Annotated in this window: 15 protein-coding genes; 6 read left to right on the forward strand and 9 right to left on the reverse strand. The window is 36.2% G+C overall.

What is annotated here, in order from left to right:
• Nucleotides 1-3: 3 nt before the first annotated feature.
• From HY841_00705 to HY841_00730, 6 genes are all read right to left on the reverse strand, one after another.
• Nucleotides 4-789, reverse strand: a complete 786-nt coding sequence (locus HY841_00705; protein MBI4929253.1) for an FkbM family methyltransferase — start codon at nucleotides 787-789, stop codon at nucleotides 4-6.
• A gap of 80 nt (nucleotides 790-869) precedes the next feature.
• On the reverse strand, nucleotides 870-1,790 hold the full coding sequence (locus HY841_00710) for a glycosyltransferase (protein MBI4929254.1): 921 nt from the start codon (nucleotides 1,788-1,790) through the stop codon (nucleotides 870-872).
• Nucleotides 1,791-1,844: 54 nt separating this feature from the next.
• Nucleotides 1,845-3,815, reverse strand: coding sequence for a hypothetical protein (locus tag HY841_00715; protein ID MBI4929255.1), 1,971 nt, complete (start codon nucleotides 3,813-3,815; stop codon nucleotides 1,845-1,847).
• Nucleotides 3,816-3,824: 9 nt separating this feature from the next.
• Nucleotides 3,825-5,072: an ABC transporter ATP-binding protein gene (locus tag HY841_00720; GenBank protein MBI4929256.1), complete on the reverse strand. Its 1,248-nt coding sequence runs from the start codon at nucleotides 5,070-5,072 to the stop codon at nucleotides 3,825-3,827.
• Nucleotides 5,073-5,144: 72 nt separating this feature from the next.
• Complete coding sequence (locus tag HY841_00725) at nucleotides 5,145-6,353, reverse strand: ATP-binding protein (protein ID MBI4929257.1); 1,209 nt, start codon at nucleotides 6,351-6,353, stop codon at nucleotides 5,145-5,147.
• A 90-nt stretch (nucleotides 6,354-6,443) separates the two neighbouring features.
• A complete protein-coding gene (locus HY841_00730) occupies nucleotides 6,444-7,262 on the reverse strand; it encodes an ABC transporter permease (protein MBI4929258.1) in 819 nt (272 codons plus the stop codon).
• Nucleotides 7,263-7,457: 195 nt separating this feature from the next.
• On the opposite strand from HY841_00730, the gene HY841_00735 reads away from it, so the two are divergent.
• Nucleotides 7,458-10,511 carry a PKD domain-containing protein gene (locus HY841_00735; GenBank protein MBI4929259.1) on the forward strand — a complete coding sequence of 1,018 codons (3,054 nt, stop codon included), beginning with the start codon at nucleotides 7,458-7,460 and terminating at the stop codon, nucleotides 10,509-10,511.
• Nucleotides 10,512-10,520: 9 nt separating this feature from the next.
• On the opposite strand, the gene rplS is transcribed toward HY841_00735, so the two are convergent.
• From rplS to HY841_00750, 3 genes are all read right to left on the reverse strand, one after another.
• Nucleotides 10,521-10,946, reverse strand: a complete 426-nt coding sequence (gene rplS / locus HY841_00740) for a 50S ribosomal protein L19 (protein ID MBI4929260.1) — start codon at nucleotides 10,944-10,946, stop codon at nucleotides 10,521-10,523.
• 204 nt (nucleotides 10,947-11,150) lie between these two features.
• A complete protein-coding gene (trmD, locus tag HY841_00745; GenBank protein ID MBI4929261.1) occupies nucleotides 11,151-11,852 on the reverse strand; it encodes a tRNA (guanosine(37)-N1)-methyltransferase TrmD in 702 nt (233 codons plus the stop codon).
• The gene (locus tag HY841_00750; protein ID MBI4929262.1) at nucleotides 11,849-12,130 is read right to left on the reverse strand and encodes a GIY-YIG nuclease family protein; all 282 of its coding nucleotides are present in this window, start codon (nucleotides 12,128-12,130) and stop codon (nucleotides 11,849-11,851) included. The genes trmD and HY841_00750 overlap by 4 nt, the downstream gene beginning before the upstream one ends.
• 115 nt (nucleotides 12,131-12,245) lie before the next feature.
• Here HY841_00750 and bioB point away from each other — a divergent pair, with 115 nt between their 5' ends.
• Genes bioB through bioA form a run of 5 tightly spaced genes read left to right on the forward strand, consistent with a single transcriptional unit; the run spans nucleotide 12,246 to nucleotide 17,051 of the window.
• Nucleotides 12,246-13,229, forward strand: coding sequence for a biotin synthase BioB (bioB, locus tag HY841_00755; GenBank protein ID MBI4929263.1), 984 nt, complete (start codon nucleotides 12,246-12,248; stop codon nucleotides 13,227-13,229).
• Nucleotides 13,226-13,939 (forward strand): hypothetical protein, encoded by a 714-nt coding sequence (locus tag HY841_00760; GenBank protein ID MBI4929264.1) that lies wholly within the window; start codon nucleotides 13,226-13,228, stop codon nucleotides 13,937-13,939. Before bioB ends, HY841_00760 begins: the two co-directional genes overlap by 4 nt.
• Before the next feature lie 5 nt (nucleotides 13,940-13,944).
• Complete coding sequence (locus tag HY841_00765; protein ID MBI4929265.1) at nucleotides 13,945-15,126, forward strand: pyridoxal phosphate-dependent aminotransferase family protein; 1,182 nt, start codon at nucleotides 13,945-13,947, stop codon at nucleotides 15,124-15,126.
• Nucleotides 15,123-15,734 (forward strand): dethiobiotin synthase, encoded by a 612-nt coding sequence (bioD, locus tag HY841_00770; protein ID MBI4929266.1) that lies wholly within the window; start codon nucleotides 15,123-15,125, stop codon nucleotides 15,732-15,734. Before HY841_00765 ends, bioD begins: the two co-directional genes overlap by 4 nt.
• A gap of 36 nt (nucleotides 15,735-15,770) precedes the next feature.
• Complete coding sequence (bioA, locus tag HY841_00775; GenBank protein ID MBI4929267.1) at nucleotides 15,771-17,051, forward strand: adenosylmethionine--8-amino-7-oxononanoate transaminase; 1,281 nt, start codon at nucleotides 15,771-15,773, stop codon at nucleotides 17,049-17,051.
• The last annotated feature ends 101 nt before the right edge of the window (nucleotides 17,052-17,152 follow it).

Below are 17,152 nucleotides of genomic sequence, written 5' to 3' on the forward strand. Positions count from 1 at the left end.
GAATTATCGGGCTATAATATCATAGTGGCAATTAGTGAAATCAGTATCAACTGAAACTGCCATTCCGGATTCAGCGTTGGTAATAGTGCGGTATTGCAAACTGGAGAGAAAGGCAATTAATGCTTTTACGGAGTCACCCTGAACATTGAGATTGTTTTCATCGACTTCAATGAATAATACGGGTTTGAATTTTTTTAACAGCTGTTCTGCTCCTTTAAGCACTTTTAATTCATAACCTTCCACATCAATTTTAATAAGATTTACTTGAGGGAAATGATTAATCTGTTCAATATCATCCAATCTTCTTATTTCTACAGTTTCATTTGCATTTTTTTTTTCAACTGCGATTCGATTTCCTCCTCGATTTGATGCAGCGCGCACTTCTATCTGCGCTTGTTGAGGAATTTCTCCCAGTCCGTACGGCAAAAGAGTAACATTTGTCATCTTGTTTAATTCAATATTTTTTTTGCACTGAATGAAATTATACGGATCCGGCTCAAAGCCAATAACCCTTCCTGTTTTGCTTAATCGTCCAAGGTTAAGCACTGTCCAGCCAATGTTTGCACCTACATCAATCACATAATAGCCCTCTTTACATAAATTAAAAAGCTGTGAAGATTCATTTTTAAAAGCAAAATAATACAGATAGCCCATCCAGTCACTTATGTCAATATGCATAGTAATATCGTCTCTTGTAATTTTACGCCATGAAGGATGTTGGTATTGATAATAATTTGGCGCAAGTTTACACCAGAAATTAGTTGAGGGATTTCCCTTGGTTTTGCTCACAAGGAATCTTTCTAACGATGGTATTTTAAAAACATTTCTGAATAAATTTAATAAACGAGTTTTTGCTGGCAATTCCATTTTTATTTTTTATTATATCCTTCAAAGATACTCACTGCCTGCAATGTTAATACCAACCGAAAATAAATTTTATTCGCCCATCTCGCATTGGGAATTGATTTGACTAACAACATTAATAATGGCTTTATCCGAATAAAGAATCTTAAAACAAATTTCTTGAAAGCGGGATATGTAATTGCTAATTCTGAATAACCGATTTTTACCCCATGCTTTCTTGTTGCAGCTACTTCCTTCTGTTTTTTCAGCCATAATTCTATACTGTCAACTTTGTCAGCCTCATTGTGGTAAACCAATATTCTTGTATCAATCAAAAACCTCATTCCCATTTTATTTAACCGAACGGGGAAATCATAATCTTCAAAACCGCTATGCTGAAAACTCTCATTGTATCCGCCCGATTTTAAAAACGAATCTTTATCCATAGACAGATGAAAACTTGCTATCATCAGTGATTCAAATAGAGCATTGTTCTTCCAACGTGGATTTTTATACCATCCCTTAAAATTTGTGAGGTTGTGTTTCAGCAAATACCTGCCAAAAGAGTATTCATCTAAATGGGCAGTTAGTTCCGGTGGATAAATCCAGTCAGGATTAACACAAATATTTTTTTCTTGCCTGTGAACGGAGAGGGTTTGCTCAATTGTTTTAGTGCTGATAAGAATATCATCATCAAGAAATAACAACAAATCCGATTTTGCGATAGCTGCACCAGCATTTCGTGCGGAAGCCACACCGGATTTAACATTATCAATTAATATAATCGGTGCATTTATCCATTTTTCTATTTCAGGATGCGAGGTTTTAGAATCATTAACAACAATTATTTCAGCGTGTATATGCTTTATTGCGTTTACTGAATGTTCTAATGTTTTATAAAAAATATTTCCTCTTTCTTTGGTGGGTATGATGATGCTTAAATCCATTTGCTATTTATTTCATAGAATAGTGTTCGCCAATATGGTAATTCCGTTTACAGATTATTTCAAAAGAAAAAACCGTTCACCTGTTTTTTCATCTCTTATTTCTCTTTTAATTTCATGTTCAAGGAGGGAGTCAAGGATTACATCTTTGGTAGTAATCAGGTAATTAATTTTATACTCATGAATAAAATCCAAACGACTTAGATTTATATTTTTAAATTTTTCACTTGCTTTTTGTTTTTCGACATACTGGTAAAAAGGAGAACCTTTCAAACTTTGTTCTTCCAAAGCCAATTGCCTTTTTTCTTTTGAAAATGGATAATCGTTAACAGAAATGCTTATAGGGAAAGTACGAGATTCAGTATAAGCCAAATAATTTCCGATGGTTGTCATGACGGGAATATAACCAAAATCTGTATTTCGATAATATTCTTTGTCAAGCATGAATGCACCGTGTGAAGATAAATCCGGTGCTATTTTATTAATTTCTTTTAAAAAAATTATTGATCGTGTCTGTCGAAAGACCTCATGGGTATAAGTATAAAAAATACTTTGCAGCAAAGTGCTGAATATAACAAAGGTGCCTATGTAAAACACCCCTTTATTATTAGGATTCTTTATAAAAAGAAAAAAAATACATGCAGCTATGCTGATTAAATTAAACATCGAAACTGAAATGTAAATAAATATAGTGACAGCAAAACCAGGCAGCGGATTCATGAAAGCCCACCCTAATAGAGAAAAAATCACTATCAGAGGAACAAATAGAATAAAAATATTATTTTCTATAAATATTTTAATTTTAAATCTGGTCAATAAGAATATAGTTATCATGATTGCTGGAAAATAAACCAAAAAAAGTTGAATGGTTGTTTTGCCTATGATGTTTATTATAGTTCTGAGATTGGATGAATCTATAATAGCCGGAATTAAATCTTTCAAGCTTGTAGGAACAACAGTAGGAGTATTTTCTCCAAATGTTTTATAAAATAGCCAGATGTAAATAACTAGTAATATAGCAGCAGCAGTTATATAGACATAAAAATCATTTGCATCCTTTTTATTCGATTTGTTTTTAGCAAAAATAAAGTAATGAAAAATTGGAAAAGAAAGAACAGAACACAGTATCCCGATTGAAGTAGTTATGTTTGCAACAGGCAAGCACAATAATGAAAGAACAGCGAGTTTATATTTATTATTAAGAAAGAGAAGTAGGGCACTCAAGAGGAAGATGTAAATAGGAAATAGTTTACAGTAGTTGAAAATATTTGCAGAAAACAATTCCGATGACTTTAAAAAATCTGCTTCCGAGAAAAATCCGAACCAAATCCCAGATAAGAACAAGAAAAAAAAGCATGCTGTTTTGTGATAGATATTTATTTTTTTAAAAAATGAAAATAATGCGACCAAACCAAACCATAGAATTACTGTTGCTGATGAATAGCTTACCAATACAAGGCATAATAATGGATTAACATTGAAGAAACATAAACCGACATTAAGCCAAAGATCAAAAAAATGGTAGGGACTAACACCCATTTCATTAGCATAAATGAAGTTTAGAGAAGCATTTTCTTGACCGGTTTTAACTAAAAAATTTGAAAGATGAGCATATATTGTATAATCAATATGCGACACGATAGGAATTCCGCTAGAATTGTAAATGAAATAAAATCTTAGTGCAAAAATCAATAATGAAATAATTCCTACTTCCGCGAATAAGCGCGGATAAGATGGTCTTTCAGAATCGCAAGCTGTTATATATTCTCTTTTGTTTTTGAAATAATCTATTAAAAAAAATAATGCTATTATAAAAAATCCACATTGAAGAGTTTTAAACTTTGTATAGTAGAGTGAAGTAATAATAACAAAAACAATCATTCCTGAAAATAATTTTGTGAATGTATCCGTAGAAGAATATAGAATTTTTATTTTTAATAAATAGAGTAAGCCGTTTCCAATTAAATAGAATAGTAAAAGAACTAATAAAAGAAAAATGTAATAGTTGATAAAAATTGTTAGCATCACTTGTTGGAATTAGTATTCTATTTTCCAATTTATATCGCTGATAAAAAATTTGTTGAATCGTTTGTCAGGTAATTCACCTGAGGGAGCAAACTTTATCGGGTCAACTGTTAACTGGAAACATTCGCGATATACTTCTAAATCTTTATAGGCATTACCAAAATGCATATCAATATAATAAGTTCCTTCAAATAAAGTTAGGCAAGGAATGGACATTGAAATGCATCCGCTGGTCAAAGATATGGCTGCGATGTTGCCCGAGTAATGTTTGTTGTTTATTCCTAACAAGGGCGTGTTTTGATTGTCTTTAAAAATCAGACCCAATACAGGAAACTCTAATGAAAAAGAGGATTTAAAATGCACTTTGATTTCAAGACGACAACCCATGTATGCAGTTCCTGATAACTTTCCGTCACAAAATATCTCAATCTTTTTTATGATGCCGCTAACGTTATCTTTAGCAGGCATAATGATTCCGGCATGCTGTGTGGATGCTGCTGCCAATACGGTTTGGTAATGATAGATCACATCTGTTGAAGAGCCATTTTTTGCTATTTCACCTTCATGTAAAAGAATGGATTTAGCGCAAAGATTTTCAACTGCTGCCATATTATGACTCACAAACAATACCGTCTTCCCTTCTTTCTTCGTAACATCATCCATTTTCCCTAAACATTTTCTCTGAAACTCTGCATCACCTACCGCCAGCACTTCATCAATCAATAAAATTTCCGGCTCAAGAAATGCGGCAACAGCAAATGCCAGCCGCAACTGCATCCCGCTTGAATAATGTTTCAATGGAGTATCCAGAAATTTTTCCACTCCGCTGAAATCAACAATCTCATCAAACTTGTTTTGAATTTCTTTCCGATTCATACCGAGAATGGAGCCATTCAAAAAAACATTTTCTCTTCCTGTCAGTTCGGGATGAAACCCTGTTCCGACTTCCAGTAAACTTGCGATTCTTCCTCTTGAAATAATTTTTCCTTCGGTGGGAGGAGTTATCTTTGAAAGAATTTTCAGAAGAGTGGATTTTCCTGCTCCGTTCTTGCCGATGATTCCAATTGATTCTCCGGGATAAACATTGAAGGAAATATCCTTCAGCGCCCAGAAGTCTTCAAGCCCATCCCCATCCCTTCCCGAAGAGAAGGGAGATTTAAAAAAACTTGTAACACTATCCCGTAAACTTAAATAGGGTTGCTGTTCGTGTTGGATACGAAATTTTTTGGATATATTTTTTATTTCAAGAATGGGTAGCATCTGCGATTAATACCCTTCGACTTCTCCCTCGACTCCGCTCGGGATGACATTGCTCAGGGTGACAATATGAATTTATGAATACAGAAAGTCATTTAAGTGAATATGTTTTATGCCATTTATGTCCTTGGGAGCATATTCGTCTAATGAAACAACCATTTTAGGATAATTATCCTGTATAGCTGACAAATTTCCAAACTCCCTTTTTTTTACTTTCTCGTCAGAAATTAAATACGATGCCTGAATATACAATTTCTCCCCTTGTTTTTCACAAACAAAATCAATTTCCTTGTCCTCATCTTTCCCCACCATTACCTCGTACCCATTTATTTTCAAATGGATAAAAATAACATTCTCTATAATTTTTCCCACATCGGTATTTGAAAATCCTACGATGGAATTCATGATTCCCCAGTCCTCAAAATAAAACTTTTCATTAACTTCAAAAATTTTTTTTCCTGAAATTTCTTTTCTCTTTACATTATAAATCAGAAACGCCTGCTTTAAATAATCCATATAATTCAAAACAATCTGTGGCGACATATTAATCCTTTGTGATTTGAGATAATCGCTTATTTTTTTTGCTGAAATTATGCTTCCTACATTTCCTGCCAGGAATCTTACTAAGTTTTCGAGAAAACGGGTATTTCGGATTTGATGACGGGAAATAATATCTTTATAAATAATTGTTGTATAAATATTTTCGAGGTATTCTGAAATTATTTCATCTGTTTTATTAAGATTCCTGATAAAAGGAAGTCCACCCCATAACATATATTTTTTTAACGCTTCGCGGTTGTGCTGAAAATCATGAAAGAGCAAAAATTCGTTGTATGATAAACCATATACCTTAAATTCAATATATCTCCCGCTTAAATAAGTTGCCAGTTCGCCCGAGAGCAGATCAGCATTGCTTCCTGTACAGTAAATATCCAGTTTTTTATCCAAAGCAAAATGACGAAGCGCTTTTTCAAATTCACTTATGTCCTGAATTTCATCTATGAATAAATAATTGCCAACTTTCAGTTTTATTAATTCGTTCACATACTTGACAAGGTGTTTGTAATTTTGAATATTTTCAAACTCATAATTTTCCTTATTAATATAAATAATGTTTGCGTGAGGTTCATTGCCCTTAATAATGTCCATTAACTGAAACAACAGGTAGCTTTTTCCAACTCTTCGCTGTCCGACAATCACTTTAATGAGATTTTTTCCGATGAAAGGTTTTATTTTTTCAATATACCCGCTTCGGTTTATGTAAGATGGAAACTCAGATTTCATGTATGAATGAAATTTTACAAATATATGTAATAAGTTTCATGTACGAATGAAAGTGTAAAAAATTTCTTATTTCTCTGTTTCTTTTTCTGTTTACGCGAGGTCGGCAAAGTAATACTCTGTTTTCCGGAAGTAAAACAAGCCGGCAAAAAATAAAAAAAAAGAAATAATTATACTTATCACAACCAATTGAACGTTTAATGCGGAATGTGCAACAGGCGAGCGAAGCAGTTCAATGGCACCTGCCATAGGATTAAGCATAAGGATTTTTTGTGCCCAGGGAATTTTAATTATTGATACAGGATAAATGACTGGTGTGATAAAAAAAAGCATCTGGATAAAAAATGGAATCACATACCTGAAATCGCGGTACTTCACATTCAGCGCGGCAAGCATGGTTCCTAATCCAAAGGTTGACAGTACGGTGATAAAAATACTGAGCGGGAGATAAAATACAATCACTACATCAATGGGCTGGCGATAGTAAATGAGTATGCCGATGTAAATGATAAATGCCATGATGAAATCAAACAGCGCAACCAATATGGCAGACATTGGAATTATTAATCTTGGGAAATAAATTTTTTTAATGATGCCCGCGTTTGTCACCATGCTGTTGGATGCATTGGAAAGCCCGGAAGAAAATATGTTCCATAGCAATAAGCCGGAAAAAACAAAAACAGGGTAGGGGAGGTTATTGTCAGTGGGAACACCCAGCGCATGCCCGAAGAAAAGAGTAAATACTATCATGAGTATAAAGGGCTGGAGAATTGCCCAAAGCACACCAAGCACAGTTTGCTTGTATTTCACTTTAATATCTCTCCAAGTAAAGAAATAGAATAATTCCCTGAATTCCCAAAGTTCTTTTAATCCAAGTGAGATTTTGCTGACCGGTTTAATTTCGTATTGCATATTCTTTAAAAACGTACAGTTGCATGAATGCAAATTTAAAATAATTAACTTTGTAATATGTTCAATTCCTCAAAGCTGTGTTTTTGCTTTAAGAGAGCCATCAGGATTTACTTTCTGATTATTTGTTTATGTAATAGTAATATTAGTTTTTCTCAGGCATTTAGTCCCTCAGATATTAATGGTTTAAGATTATGGTTGAGGTCAGATACCAATAATTTTCTATTAAGTGGAAGTTTAATTGACCAATGGAATGATATAAGTGGCAATGGGAATAATGCTTTTCAAGCTACAAGTGGGTTGAGACCATCTTTGATTAGTTCTGATACATTGTTATTTAATTATCCGGTTGTAAAATTTGATGGTGTAAATACAAGACTGGAAACGATGTTTACGCAACCCGATGCATACAGCATATTTATTATATATGCACATCGAAATGGTGACCGTGGTTCATTTTATAGTACCAATACATCTGGTTATCCATTGCAAAGGGATACATTGATATGGCCGAGTACCAATGCTGCATATTACGTCTTGACAGATTCACTCAATTTAAGAAACCTATATGTTGATGTTCACGATTTTCAAAATAATAATTATGCTACCTATTTAAACGGAATATACCGAGGAGGATCTCTCAGCCCACGCTTAAAGAGTGGAGGGACTTTTAATATAGGACATGCTATTATTGAACCTCTTGATGGTAATATTGCTGAATTTTTAATTTATGATGTTGCACTTTCTGATTCCTTAAGAGGATTAGTAGAAATATATTTAATGAACAGGTATGCTCCGCCTGTAAATCTTGGAGCAGACATTAACATTCCTTATGGTTTCTGTGATACAACACTTGCTGCAGGAAAAAGATTTACTTCTTTTTTATGGAGCACCGGAGCCACAACCCAAACAATTCAGGTAAATCAATCAGGTGTTTATTGGGTAACTGTTACAGATATTTTTGGGCGCACATCTTCTGATACAATCAACATAACCTATCCCGGCAATTTTTCCCCTTTTCCTGATACAATCATTTGTTATGGCACATCAATTCAATGGAACACACAATTAGATACGCTGGGTTATGATTTTCTCTGGAGCAATGGTTCTACCGATTCTGTTATTACCATCACACAAGCCGGCACCTATTCCGTTCAGGTAACCGACACAAACGGATGTGCTTTTTATTCTGCCCCGATAAATGTTTCTGTTGATTCATTTTCCATCACCGCTTCCTTCGGTCCCGATACTTCTATTTGTTCCGGAGCAAGCATTGGTTTGGTTTCAGGCGCAAGCACGGCATTTTCATATTCATGGTCAACAGGAGAAAGTACTTCTTCGATAATTGTTGCACCAACTTCTGCGGGCACCTATTCATTTTCTCTTACGGTTCAGAATATAAACGGCTGTACTGCAAAGGATACAATTAATGTAAATGTTAAGGGATTCAAACCCACTGTTGGTTTTATTGTGAATGATGTTTGCTTAGGTGATTCAATGAGTTTCATTGATACGTCAAGCGCTACTTTTCCAGATGGAATTGACACATGGTTGTGGAATTTTGGAGATGGCAATAATTCTTCTGTACCAAACCCATCACACACTTATACCGCCACAGGAACTTACACCACTTCGCTTACAATAACTACTGATTCCTTATGCACAGCTACCATACAAAAAACAGATACGGTAAATGTTTTACCAATTGCCAATTTTAATTTAAGTCCTCCTTACTGCTCCGGATTGGTCTCTTATTTTATGAATGCGTCTTCTATTTCTTCTGGCGCAATTATTCAATGGAATTATGATTTCGGTGATGGCTTCACCGGCACTGGTCCGAATGTATCGCATACGTATTCTGCTGCCGGAACTTACTCTGTGCAATTAATAGTTACTTCTGATAAGGGTTGCAAGGATACAATTGTAAAAACAATAACTGTTTTTCAATCGCCAACTGCATCTATCACATCCACTTCTGTTTGTGAGGGAAGCAGTACTTCTTTTTCCGGAAGCGGAGGAGGAAGCTATCTATGGAATTTTGGTGATGGTTCTCCTAATGCTACTTTACAAAATCCTACCCATTTTTATTCTTCCGGAGGAACTTATTATGCAACGCTTACTGTTACCGGATCAAATGGATGTTCAAATAAGGATACGGATACTGTGGCTGTTTATTTTTTGCCAAACGCTGCCTTCACCGGCAACTCTGTTTGTAAGAACAGCCCCTTGCAGTTTACAGATATCAGCACGGTAACAGGAAGCACTATCATTGCATGGAACTGGGGTTTTATAAACGGAACTCCTTCTTCTTCAATATTGCAGAATCCAACCACCACTTATACTGCTACAGGAACGTATTTTCCTTCACTCACTGTAACTTCCGCGCTGGGATGTTCTTCTTTAACAACTACACAAACGGTTACAGTTCAGCCATTGCCAACGGCAAACTTTTCTTTTTCACCTAACTATGGAGCGCCACCGCTGACTGTGGATTTTAATAGCAGCTTATCATCCGGAGCAACAGGATATCAATGGAGTTTTGGAGATGGAGGGCAAAGCGCCCAGCAAAACCCTTCCTATACTTATCTGGATACAGGATTGTTTCCAATTACTCTCATTGCACAGAATCAATTTGTATGCGTTGATACTGTTTGGGATACTATATATGTTGCTTTGCCTGTTTTAGATATTGCAGTAAAAACTGTGAGTACTGTTCAATCAAACAATACTGTTCAGGTGACTGCATGGTTATATAATGCCGGCACGCTTGATGTAAATATGGTAGAACTCTCTGCCTATCTTGATAACGGAACTCCTGTTCATGAATTCAGAACAGGATTAATCAAACCTCATTTTCCGGCAACATATACTTTCAATTCATCTTTTGAAAATGTGAATGACCAGCACAGTGTGGTGTGCGTTGATGTGAAAAAAGTAAACGGAAAAGAGGATGATGTTTTTCCCAACAATCATTCGTGCTCGCCAATTACAAATGAGTTTACCGTGCTTGACCCTTTTCCGAATCCTGCAGATGATGAGATTTACTTTTTGTTTATTCTTCCTTCGTCAGGAAAAGTGCTGGCGCAGGTCTATGATGTCAGGGGAAGGTTAGTGGAGATATTGCTTGATAAAGAAATTTCTAAAGGATTAAGTTCTATAACTTACAATACTATAAAATTGAATAAAGGAATGTATTTTCTTAAACTCATCTTTGAGGATAAGTCAGTAACAAAAATTTTCCTGAAGAAATAGTGAGAGAGATTATTTCTCTACCAGTTCCGGCTTGCCGGCAGAGGTTTTAGAAGAATCGGTTTCTACAGCAGTTAAAGCAGCTTCAGTTTCATCTTTCATTTCATCAATCTTGGCTTTCTTGCCGATGGCCCCGCGCAGATAGAAAAGTTTCGCTCTTCGGACTTCTCCTCTCTTTTCTACCGAAATTAATTCAATGAACGGAGAGTAAAGAGGGAAAATACGTTCAACGCCCACGCCATTTGAAATTTTTCTTACAGTAAATGTTTTCACGTTGCCATCACCATGTATTTGGATAACCGCGCCTGTAAACTGCTGCACGCGTTCTTTGTCGCCTTCTTTGATTTTATAGTTAACCGTAACCGTATCGCCAGCCCTGAAAGGGGGAATGTTAGTCTTGGTGATTAATTGCTGCTCAGCGTATTTGAGTAAGTTCATAGCCGTAAGTTTTATAAAAGGGACGCAAAGATAATAGATATTTCTAATTGAAAGCACCAAATCTCAAAATCCAATTTTCAAATAAATCCCCAAGAAAACACCTAAAATTCAAATTCAAAATAGAGCAACAAAAACTGCGTTTGGATTGTTTGGTGTTTAATAATTTTTATTGGTATTTATTTGAGATTTAGGATTTGATTTTTGTTATTTCAGAAGATTTGGTCTTCGCATTTCAGTTCTTTCTATCGATTTTTCCTGTCTCCATTCTTCTACTTGTTTTGTGTTTCCGGAAAGAAGTATGCCCGGTACTTTCATTCCTTTATAATCCGCAGGACGGGTATAAGCTGGAGGTGAGAGAAGCCCATCCTGAAAGGAATCTGTGAGGGCAGAGGTTTCGTCAGAAATAACCCCGGGGAGCAGGCGGATAATAGAATCGCAAACCACCGCGGCAGGAAGTTCTCCTCCGCTCAGCACATAATCCCCAACTGAAATTTCTTTTGTGATGAAATGCTCCCGCACGCGTTCATCCACGCCTTTGTAATGCCCGCAAAGAATAATGAGGTTTTTTGCAAGCGAAAGTTTATTCGCCATTTTTTGATTGAACAATGCTCCGTCAGGCGACATATAAATCACTTCATCATAATCTCTTTTCCCCTTAAGTTTGTTAATGCATTTTGCAATCGGCTCAATCATCATCACCATCCCGGCACCGCCTCCGTACATATAATCATCCACATGTTTGTATTTGTCTGAAGCATAATTCCGAAGGTTGATGATATTGATCTTTACAAGTTTTTTATCAATAGCTCGCTTTACAATTGAATTCTTAAACGGACTTTCAAGCAGTTTTGGAAGAACTGTTATAATGTCAATTTGTAATGGCGTATTTTTTTTACCTTTTTTCACGTGCCCCGTTGGATTTTACTATTCATATTTGAAAAATAGTGTTTTAATCGATTTCCAATATAGATTTTTCCATTTCCTGATTTAAGATATTTCTCTCTTCTTAATGCGTCTTTTTGATTTAAGCAAACTTCATGATAAACTAAAACAAAAGGTCTTCGGTGCTTTGTTGATGCAACAAGTCCTTCGTTATGTTCTGATAATCTTTTTTGAATATCACTAGTATAACCTGTATACAAATGACTGTCTTTCAAGCTAAATAAAACGTAAGTATAATACATCTCAAAAATCCTACGGGGCAAGCGAAAGTAATCAACATATCTGATTTTCATTTGAGAAATTTGATTTCGTTAAACCGAAACAAAACCTTACATTTGTCTTTACAATCAATTCTTTATGAAAAAATTTACTACTGCGGAGATAAAAGAAATTTACAACACACCATTACTGGATTTAGTTTTCAGGTCGGCAAGTGTGCACCGGATGTTTCATGACCCTTCTGAAGTTCAGGTGAGTTCCTTGCTATCCATTAAGACAGGCGGTTGTACGGAAGATTGTGGCTATTGTCCGCAGTCAGCGCGCTACCAAACGGATGTTGACGTTCACAAGATGATTTCGGTTAATGATGTGATGGATGCAGCTTCAAATGCAAAATCAAGCGGTGCAACGCGCATGTGCCTCGGTGCTGCATGGAGAGAAGTTCGCGATAATTCTGATTTCGAAAGTGTTCTTCAAATGGTAAAAGGAATAAATGAAATGGGCATGGAAGTCTGTTGCACGCTCGGAATGCTCACAAAAGAGCAGGCGCAGAAACTTGCGGATGCAGGACTTTACGCTTACAATCATAATCTGGATTCATCAGAGGATTTCTACAAAAAAATAATCACCACAAGAAAATATGATGACCGCCTAAACACAATTGAAAATGTGAGAAAGGCAAAGGTCACTGTTTGTTCCGGTGGGATTATCGGAATGGGGGAATCAGCAGATGACAGGATAGAAATGCTGTACACGCTTTCCAATTTAAATCCACCGCCTGAATCTGTTCCCATCAACGCATTAGTTCCTGTGGAAGGAACTCCTCTTGAAAAACAAAAACTTGTTTCTATCTGGGAAATGCTTAGAATAATTGCGACCACCAGAATTGTGATGCCGAAATCAGTAGTGCGATTATCCGCTGGCAGAACGCAGATGTCCTTGGAAGGACAAGCGCTTTGTTTTTTGGCAGGAGCAAATTCGATTTTTGCAGGAGATAAATTACTGACAACCCCTAATCCGGATTTTAATGAGGATATGGAAATGTTCAAACTCTTCGGATTGAAATCCCGTGAAGCATTCAAATACGAAAAGGAAAAAATATCAGAAACAGTTTCTGCATGACGAAAATTTTACTAGTAGTTTTTTCTTTTATTGCAACCGCTGGGTTTTCCCAGTCAGGATATTACTTTCATCCCAAGGGCGATGGAGATAAATATTTTGTAGCGCTGGGTTACGGACAAGGAACCGCTCACTGGAGCTCACTTTTCAAAAGCACTGAGTTTTACGATAAAGATGGCAGAGTGATTAACACAGGCGATTTGGAATTCGCAGCAAACAGTCCGACCAAACAGTATGATGTGCATGTGCTGGCGCCTATCAAGCACATTCGTTTGGGTTTAGGAATTTCATTTGAACATCATTATTTGTCCCAATTAAAAATTTATACAAAGAGCGGAGAAGAATATCTTTTGTTCGATGAAAGTTTACGCTTTGATAAGATTAATTTTATTGCAGAAGTTCCTTTTAACTATGAATCAAAGAAAAAATATTCCTTCAGCTGGAATTTTAATTGCGGATGGTTTGGCTATACCAATGTGAAGCGTTTTAATTTCATTGGAGAAAAACCTTTTCCTGTTGCGCTGCACGGTGCAACCGGTATTACAGTGGATTACCAGTTGTATCCGCAGGTATATGTTTTCGCGTTTCCGAATGTTGAATATAAATACTACAGCAATTCGCATACTGAAGCGCCTGTTGATATCACTCACCGTGTTTTCTCAGCAAGTGTTATTGCAGGAATACGTGTTGACTTAGGAGCATTTAATTATTGATTCCATTGAGCGAAGACTTTCTACATCACCGTTTGAAGAGCAGAGAAGAACAAGATTTGCTCAGAAAACTTTCTCCCGAAAATAATCTCGTAGATTTTTCTTCCAATGATTATTTAGGATTTGCTCGCTCCGAAGAATTACAAAAATTTATTACCGCTGAACTCCAAACTCCAAACTCCAAACTCCGAACTGGTTCCACGGGCTCTCGTCTTCTTACCGGCAATTCACAGTACGCAGAAGACTTAGAGAAGTTTATTGCTGAATATCATAAAGCGGAAGCAGGCTTGATTTTTAATTCCGGCTATAACGCTAACCTTGGTTTGATTTCTTCGGTGGCACAAAAAGGAGATGTTATTTTCTATGATGAACTTTCTCATGCTTCCATTTACGATGGAGTGCGTTTGTCAAAGGCAGAATCATTTCCGTTCAGACACAATGATATATCACATCTTGAAGAAAGATTGAAATTTTACAGAAGCAATCATGACAGCAATTCAAATTGCTTTGTGATTGTTGAAAGTGTTTATTCTATGGATGGAGATTTTTCTCCTTTGAAAGAAATTACTTCTCTTTGTGAAGAGTATAATGCAAACTTAATTGTTGATGAAGCGCACGCCACCGGAATCTTTGGACCGAAAGGTGAGGGAAGAGTTGTTGAATTGAATCTCCATGAAAAATTTTTTGCACGTGTTCATACGTTCGGCAAAGCGCTTGGATGCCACGGAGCGATTGTTTTAGGAAGTGAATACCTGCGTAATTACCTTATCAATTATGCCCGCTCATTTATCTATACAACTGCACTACCGGTTCATAGTTTAGTGGTAATAAAATCGTCTTATAATTATCTTTTAAATAGTTATGATAGAATGCTTAAAACCAATGATTTGATAAAATCATTCAAATCGTTAGTAAAGGATAAAAGTGTTACAGGATTTTTAGAAAGTTCAAGCCCGATTCAGTCATTGGTTGTTGAAGGAAACGAAGAAGTAAAAAGGATTTCTTTGCTTGTTCGGAAAGACGGATTTGATGTTCGACCGATTCTCAGTCCAACAGTTCCCAAAGGAAAAGAAAGAATCAGAATTTGTTTGCATACTTTCAATACGCTGGAAGAAATAAAAGGACTGCTTTCTTCCTTGAAAAAAAATAGTAATCTTGCCGTTGTAAAGCAAGAGCTAATTTCTGAATGAGAAAATTTTTTGTCACAGGAATCGGAACGGATGTCGGTAAAACTGTCACTTCAGCAATTCTTGTTGAAGCGTTGAAAGCAGATTACTGGAAACCCGTTCAGGCGGGAACTTACTACGCAACAGATTCTGAAAATGTGAAGAAATGGATCAGCAACGAAACAAGTGTCATTCATCCCGAAGCATACAAACTACGCGAACATAAATCTCCTCATGAAGCTTCTGAGATGGAAGGAGTCACAGTTGATTTTGATAAAATAGTTTTACCTCAAACAAATAACACATTGGTGATTGAAGGCGCAGGTGGAGTGATGGTGCCTGTGAATAAACAATATTACATTATTGATTTGATAAAAAAATTTGACACAGAAACAATTGTGGTAATTCAGAATTATCTTGGAAGTATCAATCATTCCCTCCTTACAATAGACGCCCTCAAACAGAGAGGAATAAAAATCATCGGACTTGTGTTTAATGGCTCCCCTCACGAACCTTCCAGACAAATCATTGAAAGCTATAGCGGATTGAAAACTATTTCATGGATTGTTAATGAGCCGACAATTAACAAAGAAGTGATTTTGAAGTACGCGAAAGATTTTCAGAACATCTGACTTCTCTCCTGATTTGTATATTCGCTTTTCCATTCTATGTCACTCTCATCGCGCGATAAAAACATCATCTGGCATCCATACTCGCAGCATCAGCTCAATCCTGATTCTATTGGAATTGTAAAAGCTAAAGGTGCTTATGTGTATGATCAGAAAGGGAAAAAATACATTGACGCGCTTTCATCCTGGTGGACTTCCATTCACGGACACACTCATCCTTACATCGCAAAAAAAGTTTTTACCCAATTAAAAAAACTAGAGCATGTCATCTTTGCCGGATTCACTCACGAACCCGCTGTTGAATTGGCTGAACGACTTTTGAAAAAACTTCCTAAGAATCAAAAAAGAATTTTCTTTTCTGATAATGGTTCTACTGCCGTTGAAGTTGCATTGAAGATGAGTTTTCAATACTGGTATAACAAGGGAACACCAAAAACAAAAGTGATTGCGTTCGAGAACGCCTATCACGGAGATACATTCGGAGCGATGTCTGTGAGTGAACGTGGAGCATTCACAAAGCCGTTTGATTTTGGATTGTTTGATGTGGCTTTTATTGATGCGCCTATTAAAGGAAAAGAAACAGAATCTATTCAACAACTCACATCAGCCATCAACCATCAACCATCAACCATTGCAGCATTTATCTTTGAGCCAATTGTGCAGGGAGTTGCCGGAATGGTAATTCACGAAGCCAAAGCACTCAGCGAAATGATTAGGATTTGTAAGGCGAATAATATTTTCACAATTGCGGATGAAGTGTTTACGGGATTTGGCAGAACAGGAAAGTTTTTTGCATCAGATTATCTTTCTGAAAAACCTGATATGGTTTGTCTTTCAAAAGGATTAACGGGCGGAACGATGGCGATGGGTGTTACTTCCTGTACTGCAGAAATCTTCAATGCCTTTCTTTCCGAAGACAGGATGAAAACTTTTTTTCACGGACATTCATTCACGGCAAACCCTGTTGCTTGTTCAGCTTCTCTCGCAAGTTTGGATTTGATTGAAAAGAAATCTACTAAGGAAAGTATAAAGAGAATTACAAAGCGACATGAGAAATTTTCAAAAGCACTTATTGGAAATAAGTCAATAAAGGAAATAAGGAAAATTGGTGTTGTTCTTGCGATAGAACTTAAAACATCTGGCGAAACGTCTTACTTTAATTCCATTCGTGATAAGGCAACTAAGTTTTTTCTTGGCAAAGGAATTTTACTTCGCCCGCTTGGAAATGTGATTTATCTTGTTCCGCCTTATTGCATATCCGATAAAGATTTGGATTACATTTACAATTCAATAGAAGAATTCATAGGAATATTAAAATGATGTTGTTCGACCCTGAAAGGGTCGGATATGAATAGCAGCGTTAATTCTATTCATGTTCGACCCCGAAGGGGTCGAATACATACGATAAAAATAACTTGTGA

This window comes from Bacteroidota bacterium (genome assembly GCA_016213405.1).
Lineage (GTDB): Bacteria > Bacteroidota > Bacteroidia > Palsa-948 > Palsa-948 > Palsa-948.